16 protein-coding genes are annotated in these 21,310 nt (G+C 43.3%); 11 read left to right on the plus strand and 5 right to left on the minus strand.

What is annotated here, in order from left to right; translation table 11 throughout:
• Positions 1–22 precede the first annotated feature (22 nt).
• From B5D48_RS00290 to B5D48_RS00340, 11 genes are all read left to right on the plus strand, one after another.
• A complete protein-coding gene (locus B5D48_RS00290) occupies positions 23–733 on the plus strand; it encodes a hypothetical protein (protein WP_023938777.1) in 711 nt (236 codons plus the stop codon).
• 38 nt (positions 734–771) lie between these two features.
• On the plus strand, positions 772–1,362 hold the full coding sequence (locus tag B5D48_RS00295) for a MotA/TolQ/ExbB proton channel family protein (RefSeq protein WP_023938778.1): 591 nt from the start codon (positions 772–774) through the stop codon (positions 1,360–1,362).
• Between the two features lie 11 nt (positions 1,363–1,373).
• Positions 1,374–1,712 (plus strand): DUF2149 domain-containing protein, encoded by a 339-nt coding sequence (locus tag B5D48_RS00300; protein WP_023938779.1) that lies wholly within the window; start codon positions 1,374–1,376, stop codon positions 1,710–1,712.
• An 816-nt stretch (positions 1,713–2,528) separates the two neighbouring features.
• Positions 2,529–3,290, plus strand: coding sequence for an adenosylcobinamide-GDP ribazoletransferase (locus B5D48_RS00305; protein WP_023938782.1), 762 nt, complete (start codon positions 2,529–2,531; stop codon positions 3,288–3,290).
• A gap of 146 nt (positions 3,291–3,436) precedes the next feature.
• On the plus strand, positions 3,437–5,692 hold the full coding sequence (locus B5D48_RS00310; RefSeq protein ID WP_023938783.1) for an ATP-dependent Clp protease ATP-binding subunit: 2,256 nt from the start codon (positions 3,437–3,439) through the stop codon (positions 5,690–5,692).
• A gap of 159 nt (positions 5,693–5,851) precedes the next feature.
• On the plus strand, positions 5,852–6,232 hold the full coding sequence (locus B5D48_RS00315) for a DUF1573 domain-containing protein (protein WP_023938785.1): 381 nt from the start codon (positions 5,852–5,854) through the stop codon (positions 6,230–6,232).
• A 16-nt stretch (positions 6,233–6,248) separates the two neighbouring features.
• Positions 6,249–7,370 (plus strand): DUF1573 domain-containing protein, encoded by a 1,122-nt coding sequence (locus B5D48_RS00320; protein ID WP_042120657.1) that lies wholly within the window; start codon positions 6,249–6,251, stop codon positions 7,368–7,370.
• Positions 7,371–7,425: 55 nt separating this feature from the next.
• On the plus strand, positions 7,426–8,559 hold the full coding sequence (gene meaB, locus B5D48_RS00325) for a methylmalonyl Co-A mutase-associated GTPase MeaB (RefSeq protein WP_023939416.1): 1,134 nt from the start codon (positions 7,426–7,428) through the stop codon (positions 8,557–8,559).
• Positions 8,560–8,656: 97 nt separating this feature from the next.
• On the plus strand, positions 8,657–9,742 hold the full coding sequence (gene gcvT, locus B5D48_RS00330) for a glycine cleavage system aminomethyltransferase GcvT (protein ID WP_023938790.1): 1,086 nt from the start codon (positions 8,657–8,659) through the stop codon (positions 9,740–9,742).
• 230 nt (positions 9,743–9,972) lie between these two features.
• The gene (locus B5D48_RS00335; protein ID WP_023938792.1) at positions 9,973–10,716 is read left to right on the plus strand and encodes a 2-phosphosulfolactate phosphatase; all 744 of its coding nucleotides are present in this window, start codon (positions 9,973–9,975) and stop codon (positions 10,714–10,716) included.
• A 97-nt stretch (positions 10,717–10,813) separates the two neighbouring features.
• Positions 10,814–12,784, plus strand: coding sequence for a helix-hairpin-helix domain-containing protein (locus B5D48_RS00340; RefSeq protein ID WP_159445541.1), 1,971 nt, complete (start codon positions 10,814–10,816; stop codon positions 12,782–12,784).
• Positions 12,785–14,216: 1,432 nt separating this feature from the next.
• On the opposite strand, the gene B5D48_RS00350 is transcribed toward B5D48_RS00340, so the two are convergent.
• Genes B5D48_RS00350 through B5D48_RS00370 form a run of 5 tightly spaced genes read right to left on the minus strand, consistent with a single transcriptional unit; the run spans position 14,217 to position 21,268 of the window.
• On the minus strand, positions 14,217–15,827 hold the full coding sequence (locus tag B5D48_RS00350) for a S41 family peptidase (protein WP_023938800.1): 1,611 nt from the start codon (positions 15,825–15,827) through the stop codon (positions 14,217–14,219).
• Positions 15,828–15,858: 31 nt separating this feature from the next.
• Positions 15,859–16,326: a pantetheine-phosphate adenylyltransferase gene (gene coaD, locus B5D48_RS00355; protein ID WP_052115583.1), complete on the minus strand. Its 468-nt coding sequence runs from the start codon at positions 16,324–16,326 to the stop codon at positions 15,859–15,861.
• Positions 16,327–16,366: 40 nt separating this feature from the next.
• Positions 16,367–18,289 carry a DNA topoisomerase IV subunit B gene (locus B5D48_RS00360; RefSeq protein WP_023938802.1) on the minus strand — a complete coding sequence of 641 codons (1,923 nt, stop codon included), beginning with the start codon at positions 18,287–18,289 and terminating at the stop codon, positions 16,367–16,369.
• The gene (locus B5D48_RS00365) at positions 18,286–19,419 is read right to left on the minus strand and encodes a hypothetical protein (RefSeq protein ID WP_023938803.1); all 1,134 of its coding nucleotides are present in this window, start codon (positions 19,417–19,419) and stop codon (positions 18,286–18,288) included. Before B5D48_RS00365 ends, B5D48_RS00360 begins: the two co-directional genes overlap by 4 nt.
• 34 nt (positions 19,420–19,453) lie before the next feature.
• Positions 19,454–21,268: a Na/Pi cotransporter family protein gene (locus B5D48_RS00370; RefSeq protein WP_023938805.1), complete on the minus strand. Its 1,815-nt coding sequence runs from the start codon at positions 21,266–21,268 to the stop codon at positions 19,454–19,456.
• Between the last annotated feature and the right edge of the window lie 42 nt (positions 21,269–21,310).

Raw genomic sequence — 21,310 nt, forward strand, 5'->3', positions numbered from 1 at the left:
CTTGTGCGAATACTTATATGATATGAATACGCTACTGCTCTTTTTGGTAGTTGTCGTTGTTTGCAAGATGATGCTACAGATGAGTTTTTACTCTGTGCGGGTGTCTCTCATCGTTGCTTTGGCCTATGCAGCTGTTCCCTTGTTTATGCATGGTACGGCCCTTATGTTGAATAGACTGGAAGTGGAGAGGATGCTCTCTTCATCCGAAGCGATTGGTAATATCTCTCTGCTCATTGTGATCGACCTGATACAGACAGTCTATTTCTGTATTTACCATCAAAGAGAATTGCCTACTCATCGTCTTAAGCGTGCAGTCGCCATAGTGGTCAGCTTTTGCCCATCTCTACTGGTGCTACCTGCTATTGCTTATATACAGTTGCACCTCTTCTTTTCAGCTTTGGGCGTTTCTTTCCTTTCCCTTTCGATAGGTCTATCTGTTGTGATATTCGTTGTCTTTGCTGTTTCCGGACCGTTGTTGCGACAGATGTTGGGGAGGGGAGGTTCTCTTCGTTCCGAGTTGGTAATACTCCTTTCTCTGCTCATTTTTCTATATACTATAGCGATGGGTTTGATACGCCACAATGCTTCCGTGGCAGCTCCGGAGATGAAGGAGGGGTATAAGTTGCAGGATTTTGCTTTCACACTCGTAATACTATTTCTGGGCATTGCCATGGGCTTTATTTATCATCGCTTGAGAGAGCATTGGCAGAGACGGCGTTCCAGTCTTTACTAACCACATTACAGATCACTTACAACATTTAATTCAAGTATATGAAGTACGTTTCCGACATCATGTTTTGGATCTCCAATGGCTTGCTTATACCAGTAGTCGTGGGGCTCATCTTTCTTTTTGCCAAATCACTGCTCATTTTGGGCAGTCTTTTTGCAGCTTATCAGGCTCGCAGGAGCAGCGAACAAAAACTCGGACCCTTATTTTCTCAGCTTGAGTCTCACAACTTGGGGAGTTTGGAGGGCTATTTGGAGGGGGTAAAGAATCCGAGTCTTTTCCTTCGATATACCTCAATGCTCCTCTCTGCCGATAGACCCAGAAGGGAGTATCTCATTGGTGAGTATGAGCTGCAAGCTCAGAAAAGAATGAGTTCAATCTCTTTAGTGGCCAAATTTGGCCCTACTTTGGGGCTTATGGGTACCCTTATTCCTATGGGGCCAGCTTTGGTAGGGTTGGCTTCGGGCGATATTGCCTCCATGGCCTACAATATGCAGGTAGCATTTGCTACAACGGTGATAGGGCTTTTTGCCGGAGCTGTGGGTTATGCCGCCAAACGACCTGCCACAGCACAGATGCAAAGAGATATGAATCGTCTTTTGTTGGTATCCGACTTGATGGAAAATCATAACTAACACGATATGCCATGAGACGTAATCATAGGAAGAAATACGCAGTAGAAGAGGAAGATGAAGACCCCGTATCGCAAGTAGCCAATCTTTTCGACGTGGCTATGGTGTTTGCGGTAGCTTTGATGGTAGCTCTTGTGACAAAGTACAGCATGAACGAAATCTTTAGCCGGGAGGATTTTACCATGGTAAAAAATCCGGGGAAGGAAAATATGGAGATTATCACAAAGCAAGGAGATAAGATTGAACACTATACTCCATCAGAAAACAAATCCGATGCTACCGGTACCAAGGGACGAAAGGTAGGGATAGCCTACGAATTGGAAAATGGAGAAATCATCTACGTACCGGAATAGAAAAGGTCAATACCGCTCTTTCTAAGTCTTTCCCTCGAACGAAGTCTGTCGGATGTTGTTCGAGGGATTTTCATTTCGCTGTTGATTGTGTCGCATTGGTATTTCTTTTGTGAGCATTGCGTTGGCTCTTTTTTTTCGGGATTTATGGATGGCTTTTGGTTACGATTTTGTTTGATCAGAGAAGGATTGAAAATTATATCCAACGTGGGAAAACATACTTTCCAACGTGAGAAAGCAAAACTATCCACGGTTGAATTCTCTTTTTGGATACTTCCTTCCATCCTTAACAAGCGCATCGGTCAAAATCCTCCCATATATGGAGATTTACTTCTACCCATTACATGGTTTATTTTCCTCTGATGGAAAACAAACTTTCCATAGGTGGAAAATATACTTTCCAATGGAGGAAAATATACTTTCCAATGGAGGAAAATATACTTCCGTATATCCATAGATGGTTTTTCCTTTTATGCGAAAATCTCAGTAGCTACCTGATATGATTTAGAATTTCTCGAGATGCAGATGAATAGGTTTTTTGGGTATTCTAAAAAGAGGATTTAAAAAGACTGATTTTGACTCGATTTCGTCGGGTTGTTGTGACTAGGGAGAGGAACCTTTCGTTCTCGAACCGAAGAAGGAATATTCCTACCTTTGTAAGGCCGTTTGCGTAGCATTGCTCCAAAATAGGTAGTAGACAAAAGGGAAGTTGTGTAATATGCACCTTGTGTTTTCGGACATAGCCGAAAGTGGGGAGTCACAAGCCAATTAATTGCCGGCTTGGGAAAGTCTTTCCTTGATTGATAAAGTGACAATTATATGCTGGCAGCTCTTATTTTTTTTACTCGTTTGCCATGGTGGAAGTTAGGTTCTCCTTCACGAGAGGCTTTTGCCAGAGTGATTACCTTTTTCCCCTGGGTGGGTTGGATCAGCGGAGGTCTTATGGCCGGTTGTTATGCTCTGGGAGATACGTTGTTTAGTCCAATGGTAGGGATTATTCTTGCTATTATCTCCAGATTGTTGATCACGGGTTGTCTGCATGAAGATGGATTGGCGGACTTTTTCGATGGCTTCGGTGGAGGTACGGACAGAGAGGGTGTCTTACGCATTATGAAAGACTCCCACATCGGAACCTATGGGGTAGTCTCTCTGATTGGATATTTCCTCCTCTTATCTTCTTTATGGTATGAATTGGGCAGGCTGTTGCCACTCTCTTGGTGTCTCTTTGCTTTCGATCCTATCGGAAGGAGTTGTAGTGCCTTGGTTACTATGACTTTGCCTTATGCAAGGGATGTGGAGAGTTGCAAAGCCAAAGTCCTCTACAGCTCTCTCTCTCTCTCGGAGACTTTCATCAGTCTCGCCGGAGGGTTGCTTCCGTTTGCTGCCCTTTGTATCTTCGTGAATCCTTATGTGGCTATCGGATTGATAGGACCGGTGTTGATCACCCTCCTGCTTGTCCATATCATGCTGCGACGGATAGGTGGCTATACGGGAGATTGCTGTGGAGCGGTATTTCTTTTGTCGGAATTATCGATTCCGGTCATTCTTATCCCTCTGCTGCGCCTTTGGCCGATTGGGTAAGGACGTAGATTGTAAAAGTCGGCTTGGCACGAGCTTTGCAATGCCTTTATGATAAAGGAGCTGATGAGTGTAGAACACGAAGAGCAGTATCCGAGAGTACTTCGGGAATGAACCCGATAAGACAACGTGACAAAACAAAGTATGCTATGACAAAACAAACAGCTATAGATAGAAAAAAGTCGATAAGTCTCCCCCAGACAATCGATCCGGTAGATCGTTCACTATTCATCAGAAATGGATTCGATCCTAATATGGACGATATCTTCGATTTCGATAAGGATAACAAAAACGAGGACGACGATAATAACGATTCAGATGATGATGGTGAAGATATGGAAGATGCTTCCGATTCTTTTCGTGGAGATGCTACACCTCCGCCTGCTCAGGGAGGTGAGGATAAAACTTCCGCTTTGGAATCTTTTGGTACCGACATCACTCGTTTGGCCAGAGAGGGCAAGCTTGACCCTATGGTAGGGCGAGAAAGTGAGTTGGCCAGAGTGGTGCATGTACTCAGTAGACGTAAGAAAAATAATCCTGTGTTGATAGGAGAGCCGGGAGTTGGTAAGAGTGCTATCGTGGAGGGGTTAGCTCAGAATATTGTGGAGCGCAAGGTTAGTCGCGTACTCTATGACAAGCGAATTATTAGCCTCGATTTGGGCTCTTTGGTGGCTGGTACAAAGTATAGAGGGCAGTTTGAGGAGCGAATAAAAGCCATTTTAGATGAATTGCGCTCACATCCCGAGATCATATTGTTTATTGATGAATTGCACAATATTGTAGGAGCTGGTTCAACACAAGATTCCATGGATACAGCCAATTTACTCAAGCCTGCCCTGGCAAGAGGTGAAGTGCAATGTATCGGGGCAACCACGCTTGATGAGTACCGTAAGTCGATCGAGAAAAACGGAGCTTTGGAGCGTCGTTTTCAGAAAATTATCGTTGATCCTACCACGAAGGAAGAGACGCTTACGATTCTTGCTAACCTTAAGCCTAAGTATGAGGACTTCCACCATGTTACATATACAGATGGAGCTATCAAGGCTGCAGTGGAGCTGACCAATCGCTACGTTAATGACCGATTTTTCCCAGACAAGGCCATAGACGCCATAGACGAGGCTGGAGCGGGCGTACATGTAGCACATGTGGAGGCACCGGAAGAGGTGGAGGCTTTGGAGGAAAAACTGGCAACAGTCAGACAGAAGAAGCTCGATGCAGTGAAGGCGCAGAATTATGAGCTGGCAGCCTCTTTTAGAGACAAAGAGAGACAGTTGCAGCAGCAGGTAGAGCAGGCTAAGACCGATTGGATGAAACAGATGGATTCTCAACGACAAATTGTAGGAGAGGAGGACATCGCCAGAGTGGTTGCACTGATGACCGGTGTGCCGGTGGAACGTATAGCCGAGGCTGAGAATGAGAGACTACGTGTAATAGCTGATGAACTCAAGAAGAAGGTTGTAGGTCAGGACGAAGCTATTGAGAAAGTGGCTAAAGCTATCCAGCGAAATAGGTTGGGGCTTCGCAACGAAAAGCGTCCCATAGGTACGTTTTTGCTTCTTGGTCCTACAGGGGTAGGGAAAACCTATTTGGCAAAGAAACTTAGCGAAAAGCTCTTCGGTACTGAAGATGCCATGATCCGCATAGATATGAGTGAGTATATGGAAAAGTTTTCCGTGAGTCGTCTCGTGGGAGCTCCTCCAGGCTATGTCGGATACGAGGAAGGAGGGCAACTCACCGAACGAGTACGCCGTAAACCTTATTCGGTGGTTTTGCTTGATGAGGTGGAGAAAGCCCATCATGACATATTCAATATCCTTCTACAGGTAATGGATGAGGGATGTCTAACTGATAGTGAGGGGCGAAAAGTAGACTTCAAGAATACCATCGTTATTCTTACCTCCAATGTAGGAACACGTCAACTCAAAGATTTTGGCTTTGGTATCGGGTTTAAGGATGCTGGCAACGAATCTCTCAACAAGGAATATTCCAGATCTGTGATACAGAAAGCCTTGCACAAGACTTTCAGTCCGGAGTTTCTCAACCGTCTTGATGAAATTATTCTTTTCGATCAACTCTCTCCGGAAAGTATCCGAAGGATTGTAGATATAGAGCTTGTCGATATTCTTCATCGAGTGGAGAAGGCCGGTTATCGTGTGCAGGTAGATGATAAAGCTCGAGATGCAATTGCCAAGATCGGCTTCGATGTGCAGTATGGAGCTCGGCCTCTCAAGCGAGCTTTGCAAACAGAGATAGAGGATAAGTTGACGGATCTTATTCTTTCCGGTAAAATCAAGAAAGAGCAGGATGTAGTCTTTTCTACTGACAAAGATGATAAGATCAGTTGCAAGGCGAAGACAGCGAAGATGGTCAAATTTCGGCAAGCAGTAGAGAAAGATGCCCAATAAGAGATCTTTCGTTACTCTTCTAAGATTGGTGGAGATCGAGGTTCAGAGTGGTTTTTATACCTTTGTCTCCGGGGTCGTAGTGGTGTGTAGCTAAAACTTCGATCCGGGATTATGATAGTGGTAGATTGAAAGAGTAATAAAGTAAGTAAGGAATAACCAATGAAAAAGTTAGTTTTCATTCTCGGCATGATGCTCCTGTTTTGTGGAGTAGCAGCTGCACAAAACAGTAAAGCCGAGATTTCGGCAACACAGGCAGAATACGATTTCGGTACAATCAAGGAAGCCAATGGCAAGGTATCTCATGTGTTTACCATCAATAATACAGGGAAGGCCCCTTTGGTGATTACTCGTGTGGTAGCTTCTTGCGGCTGTACGACACCGGAGTATGAGCAAGAGCCTATTGCTCCTGGAAAGTCGGGTAAGATTACTGTAACCTATAACCCGGCGGGTAGACCCGGTTCGTTTGTCAAAACGATAGCGGTGTATAGTAATGGCAAGGATGGAGCTTTCACTCTTAAGATCAAGGGGAAGGTAGAATAATCTGTCTCGAATGCTTATGATAAACAAACATATACGGAGCTGCCTTTTGGTGGCTCTGTTGCTTATAGGGAGTAGCTTGTTTGCCCAACAAAGAGGCAAGGCTGAGTTGTCGTTCCAAGATACGATACATCACTTTGGCAACATTGCTGAGGAAAAAGGATCTGTCTATTGTGAGTTCCTATTTACCAATACAGGGACAATTCCTTTGGTGCTCACACGTGTCAATTCCGATTGTGGTTGCACAAGTCCTTCTTGGCCGGAGGAAGCCATTGAGCCGGGTGCAGAGGGTAGAATCGTAGTATCTTATGACCCAGCAGGCAGACCAGGAGCTTTCGTTAAACGTGTATATGTCTACAGCAATGCTACAAAGACCAAGCAAGACCTTCTCATAAAGGGTTATGTGACTACATTGGGAGGAGGAGAGAAAGGTCAATTTTCTGCTGAGGTAGGGCCTGTCAAGTTGAGCCGAACAGAGCTTCTGTTTCCGACAACATCTCGAAACCGGACTTCCAGTGTACGTCTGATGCTTCTCAATACATCTAATGGCGGAAAAGTCAAGGTGTCTGTACAGTCTAAGAACAGTCTTATAGAGGTCAATCCAGAGGTAATAGAGTTGTCGCCTGGCGAACCTGCAGAGTTGGAACTTTCGCTCAAGGTTTTGTCCGATACAGAGATCGGTATGCATAACGAACCAGTAGAACTTATCATTCTTGACAACGAAGGAAAAGAGTTTCGTGGACGGGTCTTGACCCGATCTACTGTAGTGGAAGATTTCTCTTTTTACCAAAATAGAGAGGAGATGATCCGCACAGCCCCGAGGATGGATCTCAATACTTATTTTGACTTGGGGACTTTGCCTGCCGAAAGTCCTGAACAACAAGTAGAGGTAGAGATCAGAAATACTGGAAAGGGCCTCCTCAAACTAAGAAATCTTAACTGTGATAATCCGGCTGTGCAGATCTTGGATTATCCCGAAGAAATAACCCAAGGAACCAGTGGAATATTGAAAATACGGGTCTTACCTTCTACTTTGAAAGAAAAAGGGTGGGCATCCATTGCTCCTAATATCAATATTGTATGCAATGACCCTTATGCTCCGCTTAGGCGAGTAAAGGTCAAACTCTCGATTAAACATTGACATTATTATACCTATTCGTTTTTTCTCGCTTTATTTGATCTGAGATATGGCCAATATGCATGATGAACACGAAGAGTTTGCACATCCCGAGAATGAAGACATATACAAGGGACTGAAAGTAAACAAAGGAGTGAGGGATGTGCCTATAGTCAACCCCTACTTCAAGCGAATCAAACGAGCTCGTCTTGAAGTCGATGATTATGTGCGCGGAATACTGGCTGGAGACATTACTCTGCTTAGCAGGGCTGTTACTCTGGTAGAAAGCCAGCTTCCTGCTCACCAACAGATGGCGCAGCAGATCATAGAAAAGTGTCTACCATACTCTGGTAATTCGATGCGTATCGGGATTACTGGTGTGCCGGGGGCGGGCAAAAGTACTTCCATAGATACACTTGGGATGCATATCATCAAGCAGGGACACAAGTTGGCGGTTCTGGCTATTGACCCCAGTAGTGAAGTCTCTATGGGAAGTATACTTGGGGATAAAACACGAATGGAGCAATTGAGTCGAGAAAAGAATGCTTTCATCCGTCCTAGTCCCTCTGCTGGTTCTTTGGGCGGAGTCGCTCGTAAGACACGCGAGACAATTATTCTGTGTGAAGCTGCAGGATTTGATACCATTTTCGTGGAAACCGTAGGTGTGGGGCAGAGTGAAACAGCTGTTCATTCGATGGTAGACTTTTTCTTGTTGATACAGTTGGCAGGTACGGGTGACGAACTACAGGGTATCAAACGGGGAATCATGGAAATGGCAGATGGCATTATCATCAATAAAGCTGATGGAGATAATATAGACAAGGCAAAGTTGGCTGCCTCCCATTTTCGTAATGCGCTGAGGTTATTCCCGAAAAGCGAATCGGGTTGGGAACCGAGGGTCTTGACTTACTCCGGTTACTATGGAATCGGCATTAAGGAGATTTGGGATATGATAGATGCCTATCGACATCATGCACACGATAGTGATTATTTTTTGCACAAGCGGCAAAAACAGGCCAAGTGGTGGCTGCGAGAATCAATAGAAGAGGCTTTGAGAGATTCGTTTTTCAGAAATGAAAAAATCTCTGAGCGACTTCCTCTTTTGGAAGGGCAAGTTCTATCCGATAGCATTACCCCTTTTCAGGCGGCAGAAACTTTGCTTGAGTCTTATTTCTGCTGGATAAGGCAACATACAGGACAGACATTGCTTTGATCTTCCTCTCAAATTGACTACCTTCGAGGCTGGTCTGCCTGATTGAGGCAGTAGTGCGAGGAATATAACCAAGAAAAGATAAACAACAATACAAGAAATGAAACAGACTCCATTTACAGATAAACATATCGCTCTTGGAGCCAAGATGCACGAGTTTGCAGGTTACAATATGCCCATCGAATACAGTGGCATCATTGACGAACATCTAGCTGTAGTCAATGGTGTGGGTGTGTTTGATGTTTCTCACATGGGAGAATTTTGGGTGAAAGGGCCAAAAGCCCTTGAGTTTGTACAGAAAGTTACTTCCAATGATGCATCTAAATTGGAGGTCGGCAAAGTGCAATACAGCTACTTCCCCAATGATAAGGGAGGGATTGTAGACGACTTCCTGGTGTACAGATATGAGAGCGACAAATATCTTTTGGTTGTGAACGCAGCCAATATAGAGAAAGACTGGGCTTGGTGTCAGCAGCATAACGAAATGGGTGCAGAGCTTGAAAATGGCTCGGACAAGTGTGCACAGCTAGCCTTGCAAGGCCCCAAAGCAACAGAATTGCTTCAGAAATTGACAGATACAGACCTTTCTAAAATCCCCTACTACACCTTTGCTGTAGGAGAGGTAGCAGGTTGCCCCAATGTGATTATATCCAATACTGGCTATACCGGGGCTGGAGGTTTTGAGCTTTATTTCTACCCAGATTATGGAATGAAAATCTGGGATGCTCTTTTTGAGATAGGGCAAGTCTATGGCATTAAGCCTTGTGGTTTGGGTGCTCGAGATACTTTGCGTTTGGAAATGGGCTTTTGCCTCTATGGTAATGATATAGATGAGACAACTTCAGCTATTGAGGCTGGTTTAGGTTGGGTTACCAAATTCGTTGATGGCAAAGATTTTCCTGGCAGAACCCTTTTGCAGCAGCACAAGGATGGCGCAACAGAGCGCAAGCTGATTGCTTTTGAACTCAAGGATAAAGGTGTGCCTCGTCAGGGATATGACATACTTGATGCCAATGGAGATAAGATCGGTATCGTAACTTCTGGTACAATGTCTCCTTGTCTGAAAAAGGGTATCGGTATGGGCTATATACAGAAAGAAGCTACCAAGATTGGCAATGAAATTGGTATAGGCATACGCAACCGGATATTAAAAGCCGAGATCGTAAAGACTCCCTTTAGAAAGTGAGAGGAATGTATACCGAGCCAAGGATTGCTCGGAATACGATACGCTATTCCTTTTTGTAGATATTGTAGGGGCTGTGTCAAAATTAGATTTTGGTACAGTCCCTTTTTAAGTATGTCAGAATTCGTGAAGAGCTGGATATTTGAATCCGAGAAGCAGGAGGAAAGCAATACTGCCGTTTATGTGTTATAAGATTCTTCCCTTGCAAGAAATAACTCTTTCCCTTTCCTATTATGCGTATAGATCTTTGTTGTTCTGCCCCTCAGTTCAAGGCTTATTTCCGAAAAGAAAATCCACAGATCGTATTAGTCATAGATGTATTGAGAGCATCTTCTTCTATTTGTGCTGCTCTTGGTAATCGAGCTCATGAAATTATCATTGTGGCTCAGTTGGAGGAGGCTTTGCGTTACAAGGAAGCCGGTTGGTTGGTAGGAGCAGAGAGACATGCTAAACGTTGTTCGTTTGCTCAATTCGGCAATTCGCCTTTCGATTATAAGATGGAGCAAGTGCAAGGGCAAAGCATAGTATTTAGCACAACGAATGGTACCAAATGCGTGGATGTTGCTTTTAAAACAGGAGCAAAAGAAGTGTTGATAGGTGCTTATGTGAATTTGCCGACCATTGTGCGCTACCTTTCCGATAGAACAGAAAGAGACGTATTGGTTCTGGCTGCGGGTTGGGAAGATACAGTCGGAGCTGAAGATTGTCTTTTTGCTGGTGCTCTGGCTTGGAATATGGAAAAGATCGGCATTTGTTGTTCATTAGGAGATTCGGCACGCATGATGCGTGACCTATGGATTTCTGAGTGTGCCGAGGGAGAGAATTTGTTGGACTATATACGTCAGTCAGAACACTACCAGCGAATGGAATGTGCAGGTGTAGCACAGGATGTTCCATTTTGTCTTGTCCCGCAACCAGAAGCAGTGCTTCCAATCGTTCGTTCCGTGGATGGTAGATATATCTGTACGAGTAACTAGATTGGTCGGATCGATAGCAAATCAGCAGGCTTCTTAGTTGGATCTTATGTCTATTTGTCGAATTGTGAAGCAAGTGTTGCGGATGTGGCAAAGAGCAATGCTCTTCCTTATTGTTGCTTTGCAGGGTTTTTGTTTGCTTCAAGCTCAAGAAACAGAATCCTCTTTATGGCTTTCTGAGATAATGGACAAGGTCGAGCAAACAGACATGAGTGTAGAGGAGGCTGAACTGATTATTCAGAAACTTCATTTGCTCATCGCTAATCCTATAGATCTAAATCAAGCCTTGGAGTCAGATCTTAGGGAATTACCTTTTCTGAGCGATTTTCAGATTCGTCAATTTATTGCTTATATCCACCGTCTTCCCAATGGACTAAGTAGTATATGGGATCTGAAACTTATTCCGGGTTGGGATCCTCATACGTTGGACTTGGTGCGTCCCTTTGTAATCGTAGTTCCAAAATTGCAGAGACAAACTTTCTCGGGATTATTGCAGCAAAAAGGGAGTTCAATGTTGAAAATTGGTTTCAGGCAACCTTTGCCTGTGGAGGACAAACAATCCGATTACCTCGGCTCTTCCTCGGCTTGGCGATTTAAGGCTGCACATCGTATTGGCAATCGTCTCTCTGCTGGATTGGTAGGCGATTTAGATCCGGGAGAGCCTTTTGATATTCGTAGATTTGGTGGATTTGATCACTATTCTGCTCATTTAATGCTTTCCGACTTTGGCAAATTACGCAAACTTGTGTTGGGAGATTTTCGCCTCTCTTTGGGTTATGGATTGGTATGCAATCAATCTATTGGATTTCTTTCATCTCGATCGGATCGTATAGGACGAGGACTAGTTCATTCCTTTTCTGCTTCGGAGAATAGTTATCAACGAGGCATTGCTATCTCATTGGGAAGCAAGCAGCTCTTTTTAACTTTGGCTGCTTCACGGACTGGACTTGATGCTCGAGAGGAGTTGCATTCAGATGGTAAGAAGATAATTCAGAGCTTTAAGTACAGCGGACTTCATAGAAACAAGGTAGAGTTGGATACACGGCATAATGTGAATATGCGCAGTTTTATAGGTAATCTGCATTATGCCGATACTCAGGTGGAATGTGGTTTCCTGACAAATATCTATGACTGGGGTGGTTCTGCTTTATTGCGACCACCGGGGCGTAACCGTCCTGAAAAGTGGAAAAATCCTACTCTTTTAGCCAATTCTTCTTTTTATTATCGCTACAGTCCAGGTAGTGGCCGATTGTCTGTATATGGAGAAGCTGCTTTAGATCGATTCGGATCTGTGGCTTTCTTACAAGCTATGAGTTACATAGCTGCGAACAATGGTCAGTATTCTTGTCTTTTGAGACATTTTGGAAAGGAGTATTGGGCTTATTTCGGGAGAAGTTCGACACACTTTACAGGCATTGGCAATGAACAGGGATTACTCTTGTCAATGGCTGAAGAGATTGGTAGGTTTCGAGTTTTTTCCGAAATAGACCTCTATAGAACTCTGGTACCTCGTTATCGAAGAAAAGAAAATAGTAGTGGTTATAGATTGCGTTTGGAACTTTCTCCTGTGAAATCATCGGTTTTCAACACCAAGTTTCGAGCCTCTTTTCTTCGAGAACGGAAAGGGCAAAGCAACCTCGGTCTTTCATCTGTTTTCGTCTATAACCCAGAAGGAGAGAATTGGAATGCTTGTTTAGAGGGTCGATATCTCCATGGAAGTAAGAAAATTGAGAGAGAGCAAGTTAGGTATAAGCATAGTTATGCCGTTGGGATTCGAGCTAATTGCTCTTTTTTTGATAACTCACTCAGATTTTGTTTAGGAGGAATCCTCTTTCATTCGGAGGTTGGTAGACTGTTCTTTTCAGAGCGACAGATCGAGCTAATGCCACAGTTTACCGGAGTTCATGGTAAGGGGGGAAGGTGTTACTTATGGGGAGAGTTACGAATTGGTCGAGCCTTTAGGTTGCAACTCAAGGCCGAACACAATAGGGTACGACAAACTCCGACAGATACAAAGGCCCAATCAGCCATTACATTGAGTTTGAGTTATACTCGAAACTCCGTGCTCTAATTAGGATTTACACTCTCCTTTCTTAATCTGGCAACTTTTTTTGCCCTTCAGAATAGCTTTTGACTCTTTTGAAAAGGAGAAGTAGAGAGGTTTTCTATAGGAGTTAGAGGAAGTCATATTTACTTCTGAGGGATCTGTGCTCCATAGTTTCTGACCACACCAAACAGTTTGTGTGCTTTCTCCCATGGATGTTTATTGACAAACATAGGGTTGAGGGAAAAAATAAAAAGACAAATGAACAGTATTCGTTGCATGGAAAAAGGTATTAATGAAAGAAAGGTTCAATGAGCAGGCACGAGGAGCGAAAAAGTTGCCCTCATATCAAGTTATTTTAGGAAAGAAAGTAGAAAGAGAGAAATTCCCGAGATATGAGAAGAATATCATGTTCTCCTCATACCTAGTCTATGCTTAATACTCCCAGCATATCGAATCCTCTCATTCACACATTCACTCCGATAGACGTATTTATATTCTCTCTGTAGAGGTTAGATACCGTCTTTTGGGAAGAGTTGCTTCTCTTTGGCTGGATATTTAATATCGATTGTTTTATCGAACCAAAAGCTCATCCTTTGGCATTACCATTATCTGGATCTGTGACGTATAATGATGTTTGGCAGTCCGAATCTTCTTCTGTGACTAGATCTTTGTCCACATCTATAAAGAATAGCTTCTTCTCAATCCACTGTGGAGCAACCGATTCTATCGCACTATCCTTGGATAAGGTTCATTGATTACTTCCATCCGTATCTGCAATGCAAAGAGGATCGTGTGTCAAATCAGATAAAGAGGAGGTTGCTACAACGTAAAGACCCATCAGGAGAGAGTATCATTTGTTTATACTCTATTTTGTTCATTCCAGAGTATTTGTACCCTTCCAATTTCAGATTTAGCTGGTCAGTCAGACTGTATTGTTTCTCATTTGTTTGGTAAATCAGTTGATCGTTCCGATGGATGAAATGCTCGTCAAGAGTCTCATTCGATCCCCCAAAAAGCTCTCTTACTTTGTCCGGGAGTCCTTGGTTATTGTCAGACTATTGTCGGCAAGTGTATAGATATTGTAAGTATGAATCCATATATCTCCCAAATAAAGCCGCTGTGCAACAGAAGTTTTCCTCCCTGATATTCCAAAGGATTACAACCTCCACATAGGTTTTGGAAATACATTTTTCCTTCGGGATGTTCAGATTTACAAGGTCTTCGAGTGTCACCCCGTCTCCTTAAAAGGAGGCCTTACAAAAGCTTTGCTGCAGCAGCGCATAGGCCAGAGTTATTTGTTTATAGTAAAATGAGACTTCTCCAAGGGAAGCCTTTTCTTTTTGTTCTGCAGTGAGTTGGATTGAAAGATATGCGGATACTAGGATCTCTCTGAAATCCTTGACTGATTCCGAGATAAGCGTCTTTGAGTAACTTTTGTCTCTCTAACCGATATACACTAAGGACGGGAGGGCTGATTGTTTCCTGCTGACAGGATACGAATGGCTTCTTGATATTCTCGATCTTGCTGATTTATTAGACTGTAGAATGTGTCTTCGTCATATATGCTACGAGCGATATAAGCCTTTAGCATAGTAGTTATTTCCTTTTCCCGTTCAGCAAAAAGTTGCTTATTCCACTTCACTCCGTTCTCTTCAGCTGTTTTTTTTAGTAAGTCGATGAGGGTATTTGGGAGGTTGTAATTATCTACGAATTGAGCCGCCTTGGGGTAAGTCTTTAGTAGATTTGCTCGCTCTGTATCCAAATAGATTGGGATAACTCTTATCAGAGAAGCTGTATTCAGCAGTTCTTTTTCCAAGGAGTTGAAGCGAGTTGTATCCAAAGGAACAAATATATCGGGCATGATGCCTCCTCCACCGTAGACGGAGCGATTTTGGCGAAGCGTTTGGTAACGGAGAGAATCTGGGAATTTGATGCTATCAGCATGCATGAGTTCACCGTGTTTGAGCCGTGCATATATATCCTCTTCGTAGGCTTGTGCATTCCCCTTGATGTAGGGTTTTTGTATACTCCTTCCCGATGGAGTGTAGTATCGAGCCACTGTTATTCGGATAGAAGAGCCATCGGATAGAGGCACGGGACGCTGTACCAATCCTTTACCAAAGCTACGTCTGCCTATGATTAATCCACGATCCCAGTCCTGTATGGCCCCACTGAATATTTCACTGGCCGATGCTGAGTATTCATTTACAAGTACGATGAGAGGGAGCCTTTGCAAATTGATTTTTTGTCGTTTCTCCACACGTAGCTCTTCATTGAAGAAAGGCTTCCTATTATTTTTCACTGTAAGAAGCTTACTTCCCACCGGCAAGAAATAGCTTGCCATCTCAGTTGCTGCAGACATAATACCACCCCCATTATATCTCAAGTCAATAATCAAAGATTGCATACCAGAAGAGAGGAGTTTATTTATCCCTTCTTCAAATTCTTCCACTGTATTAAGACTGAAGCGACTAAATCGTATATAGCCAATATTCGTGCCAGGGATTATGTATGCAGCCTCTCGACTGTGGATGGGTATATCTCCTCGTGTAATGACGTAATCTTGAATTCTTTTCCCTCTAAGCACCGAAAGTCTCACCAATGTTCCTTTGTCCCCTCTAAGTTTATGCATCACCGTAGAGTTCTTGATCTTAACCCCCGCAATGTTTTCTCCATCTACAGCTAAAATACGGTCTCCCGGCATCAATCCTGCTTTTTCTGAAGGCCCCCCCGGAATTACTTGTACCACATACAGCGTATCGGTCAGTAGGTTGAATTGTATACCAACACCGCTAAATTTCCCTTCGAGAGCACTCAATTCATCTTTATTTTCTTCTGCATTGACATAGACTGAGTGAGGATCCAGTTTATCCAACATCCCTCTTATTGCATCTTCTGTTAGTTTGTCTGTGTCCACGGAGTCTACATACAGCTCTTGTATCAACCGAATTGACTGACCTATTTTACTCATGGAGGACAGCATTTGTTCTCTATACTGACTCCAAGCATGTGGGCAAAAAAGAAGTCCGATAAAAAGAAGCAGGGAGATGCGTTGTGTGTTTTTCATGGAAGATAGATAGGAGGTTTGTATAGTTTGTTTACTCGCAGTTCAGATCAAATCCATCGGGCAAGAAGTCGGCTACATTATGTCCGAAACGCAATAATTCTCGTACAACAGTCGAGCTAATATGTGAGAGTTGTTGAGATGCTGGCAATATTACTGTTTCCATTCTGGCAATATGCCTATTTAAATCAGCCAAAGAGCGCTCTAACTCCATATCAGCTCCGGAGCGTACACCTCGAACCAAAACAGAGGCCCCAAGCCTGGAGGCAATATCTACTGTGAGTGTATCGTATTCAATTACCTCTACTCTGGGTTGTTTGCTGTAGTATCTACTGATTTGTTTCACACGCACTTGTGGGTTGAAAAGACAACGTTTGGCATCATTGATGCCTACTGCTATGATTACTTTGTCGAACAACGCCAAGGAACGTTCCACAATATCAGCATGTCCACGTGTAAAAGGGTCAAACGATCCGGCGTAAAAGGCTGTAGTTTGCATGATTTAAGCAGGCGAAAGAGGAGATATAAGGTGATGTGGTGGATTAGAGCATCTCTTCATCCACTACAAGATTATCTATAATAAAGTCTTGTCTTTTGGGGGTGTTCTTGCCCATATAGAATGCAAGCAGGTCAGTTACATTGTCTTCTCGCTTCATACGTACCGGTTCCAGCTTGATATTCTCTTCTGTGATAAGTTCCTTGAATTCATCAGCTGATATTTCTCCAAGACCTTTGAATCGTGTGATGTGAGCTCTTTTGCCAAGAGTACGCAAGGCATGTTGTTTTTCAGCTTCGGAGTAACAATATATAACAGAAGAAGTATCCCGATCTATACTAATCGTCTTGCTTTTTCGCTTCTGGCTTTTATCAGAGAAGCTCCTTCCTTTTAGTCCCTCTTTGGGGAGTGCAACCTTGAAAAGGGGTGTTTCTAACACAAACACATGCCCACGGCGTACTAAGTCAGGGAAAAATTGCAGAAAGAAAGTGATTAGTAACAGTCGAATGTGCATCCCGTCATTGTCAGCGTCGGTAGCGATAATTACCCGATTGTAGCGGAGTCCTTCTATTCCGTCTTCTATGTTCAGAGCTGCTTGTAAGAGATTAAACTCTTCATTCTCGTACACAACTTTCTTTGTCAGTCCAAAACTATTGAGAGGCTTGCCCAAAAGGCTGAATACAGCTTGATATGCAGGATCTCGACTCGTGGTGATTGATCCACTTGCCGAATTCCCTTCGGTGATAAATATTGAAGTACGTTCCGGTTCCTTTGCTTTCGGATCGTTGAAGTGAGTCGTACAATCACGTAGCTTACGGTTGTGCAGGTTAGACTTCTTAGCTCGTTCACGAGCCAATTTTGTCACTCCACTCATCGCTTTTCGCTCACGCTCGCTCTCTTGTATCTTGCGTAGCATCGCTTCACTATCCTCGCTATGGATATGTAGGTAATTATCCAGCTCCTTCTTTAAGAAATCTCCAACGAATTTTTGTATCGTGGGGCCATCCGGATACATATCTCTTGATCCGAGTTTAGTCTTTGTTTGACTTTCAAATACGGGTTCTTCCACCTTGAGACTGATAGCAGCACTCATCCCGGAGCGTATATCCGAGTACTCAAAGTTTTTTGCAAAAAACTCTTTAATAACCCTAGCTACCGCCTCTCTAAATGCGCTGAGATGCGTACCTCCTTGTGTTGTGTTTTGTCCATTGACAAAACTGTAAAATTCTTCCCCATATTGCTGTGTATGGGTTACGACTACCTCTATGTCAGAGTCTCTCAGATGAATGATTGGGTAGAGGGCTTCTCCTGTCATATTTTCCCGGAGAAGATCAGAGAGTCCTTCCTTGGAGTAATACGTTTTTCCATTAAATGTGACTGTGAGACCGGCATTTAGAAAAACGTAATTCTTGACCATTGCTATCACATATTCGTCTCGATAGTGGTAGTTCTTGAATAGAGAGTTGTCTGGCGTGAAACGAACCTCTGTCCCGGATTTTTCTTCACTGGGAAAGGCTTCTGTCTCTTCTAAGAGCTGAGCCTTCGCGTAGGTTACACTCTTGCTACTACCGTCTCTCCAGACCGTTACTTTGAAAAGAGAGGATAGTGCGTTCACCGCTTTTATACCTACTCCATTCAGGCCAACAGATTTTTTAAATGCTTTGGAATCTATCTTCCCTCCTGTGTTCATTTTGCTGGTTGCATCTACCAGCTTGCCCATAGGGATACCGCGACCGAAGTCTCTTACCACAACAGACCCATCAGCTATATCCAACCGGATATGCTTGCCAGCCCCCATTACGAACTCGTCTATTGAGTTGTCTAGAACCTCTTTCAGTAACACATATATCCCATCATCTGGGTACGTTCCATCACCGAGCTTGCCAATATACATGCCAGGCCGGCGACGGATATGTTCATCCCACTCAAGGGTCTTGATATCGCTATCGCTATAAGAGACTGTACTCATCTATCAATGCGTTTGATATATGCTCGTCTCGTTTTGTGGTGCTTACGTTCAAAATAATTCCACTGCATCTGTACCGCCATATTGGTTTCCAGCTCAGGATTACTCTCTGCATACTCTACTTTGTTTTTCCTGAAAATAGGAATCAGGTCATCAAAAAGTAATGCATTGACCCCTTTGTTTTGATATTCGGGTAATACCCCCACCAGATAGAGGTCTACTACCTTAGGTGGCGATTTCAGAGCTTTGAGCAGATGTGCAAAGCCCAGTGGCCACAAGCTCCCTTTGGCTTTTTGTAGAGCTTTACTCAAATTTGGGAGAGTGATAGCAATACCAACTACTTTATCATCAGTCTCGCGTACGATCACGGTAACAAAGTCAAGACGTACCATTGGTAGATACATCTTGATGTAGTAGTCAATCTGGTTAGATGAGAGTTCCGAAAATCCGTACAGATTGGCATAAGCTGCATTGAGTGTTTCAAATATGCGTCTGCCGTACTGCATTATATCACTTCTAGTCTTGAATTTGAGAGTTTTCAGTCCGTATTTCTTGCGGACCAATTCAGATATTCGGATGTGCTTCTCCGGGATTTCTTCTGGTACATAAATTTTGAACTCCTTCCAATCCTGATCTTTCACAAATCCAATGCGCTCTAATTGCTTGGGATAGTAAGCATAATTGTAGATCGTGGCCATAGTACCGAGCTGATCAAAACCTTCGATGAGCATGCCTTCATGATCCATATCGGCAAATCCCATAGGACCATGTAACATATCCATTCCTTTGGATAGAGCCCAATCCTTTACCGCAGAGAAAAGTGCATCTACTACGTCATCATCATTTATAAAATCGACGAATCCGAATCGGGCATGAGTTTGATTCCAAGCTTCATTAGATTTATGATTGATAATTCCGGCTATGCGACCTACTATTCGATTGTCTTTGTAGGCTAAAAAATAGGCCGCCTCACAGAATTCGAAAGCCGGATTGACACTTTTGTCGAGTGTCATCATTTCATCATTGATCAAGCCTGGTACATAGTAAGGGTTGCCTTTGTATAAGTCCAAATTGAACTTGACAAATTTCCGCAAGTCCGCTTTTTTTGTGATTTCTCTTATTTCTACACTCATATGATCAAATCCTCTTTGTTTTCGTAGGTCGAATCTATATTTTCTTTTCGACCAAAGCTTGAACTACATTCAGCACATAGTCTCCAAACTTTTCACATTCATCTATGATGTCCATGTAATACACGGCATCTTGATATTCATATAACTTGGCCTGCATATCTTCGAGGTTTTTCACTTTGAGACTGTCTCGCAAGTTATTGATTTCGTTCTCAATATCGTAGGACTCTCGCATATCATCCAAGCTGTATTCATTTTGCTCCAGGATTTCATTCATCCTGTCGATTGAGCGGTAGCACAAAGCAAACATGGCTTTTACCTGTTCATTCAGCTCATTGGTAAATACAGACTTCCCTTCGTTTCGTCTCTTGATACTTCTGGCTATGTTGTAGCAGGCATCGCCAACACTCTCAATCTCTGATATGGCTCTAATCATTACTCGAACCTCCTCCTTGGCTTCAGAGCTGAGACGTCCTTCAGAGAGCTTATTAAGATAAGTGGCGATTTCCACCTCCATACGGTCAGAGATATTCTCGTACTTCTCGATACGATTGTAAATGGCCGAAAATTCGTTACTGTCTTTCTCTTCTAACAGTTGCTCGTTCATGTTTAGCATTCTCGCCACACGAGTCCCGAATGTACGTACTTCTCTCCTGACTTGTACTAAACTAAGCTCTGAAGTGGAGAGCATACCGAATGATACAAAGCGCAAATGAGAGTCTTCCTCTTTTTTTGCCTTTGCTGGTAGTAGTTTTGTGCAAATATTGACATAGATATTTACAAACCAAACCATTACTGCGACATTGCATACATTGAAGAGGGTGTGAAAGAGGGATAGAGCAAAACTCACCGAAACGCCCATTGTTGCCAACTCTGCATGGATAGCTGCATACTGAGGATTACTTATTAGAGTACCAGTGGTAATTCCATTCATTGTCTCAGCATCATACATACGGGAGAGTTCGTCCATCCTATGGAAAAGAGCGTTGGGGTCACCTCCTCCTGTCGACTCCAGAATAGAGCGTATCAAACCATTCAAAGGGTAAAATAAAATTAGTGCCCATACCACACCAAAGACATTAAACATCAAGTGTGATAGAGCTGCCCGTTTAGCATTAGTATTGGCATTGATAGCAGCCAAATTGGCCGTGATCGTTGTACCTATATTTTCCCCCAATACCATGGCTGTCGCCATTTCGAAAGGTATCCATCCCTTGGAACACATAATCAGAGTTATCGCAACCATAGCACTAGAGCTTTGTACAACAACTGTGAGTATGGTTCCTATCCCCAAAAAAAGGAATACAGACCCATAGCCCATTTGAGTGTAGTTCTGTAGGAAAGATAGTATTTCGGGGTTGCTTTTCAAGTCTGGCATGGAGCTTTTTAGGAACCCTAAACCAAGGAAGAGAATAGAAAATCCTAAAATAAATTCTCCCCAGTTTTTCCATTCACTTTTCTTGGAGAAGATAAGAGGTATCGTGAAGGCCACCAAAGGTAGAGCAAAGGTGCTCAAATCTACCTTGAACCCGAAGACAGAGATAATCCATGCTGTTATCGTTGTGCCAACATTGGCCCCCATGATGACCGAAACAGACTGTGCCAAAGAAAGGAGACCGGCATTCACAAAGCTCACCACCATTAGGGTCGTGGCACTGGACGATTGTATGAGTGCGGTGATCAACAGCCCGGTGAAGACTCCTAAAATGCGATTTGAGGTCATCACAGACAGGATGGAGCGCATACGTTCGCCTGCTATCTTTTGCAGGCCCTCACTCATTAATTTCATCCCATACAAGAAGATTCCAAGGGATCCGATCAGGGTCAAAAAATCGAGAAATGTATATTCCATACAATCGTGTTATGAGGTTGAGCTTACACTATGCAGCACAAA

Source organism: Porphyromonas crevioricanis, assembly GCF_900167225.1.
GTDB classification, from domain to species: Bacteria; Bacteroidota; Bacteroidia; order Bacteroidales; family Porphyromonadaceae; genus Porphyromonas; species Porphyromonas crevioricanis.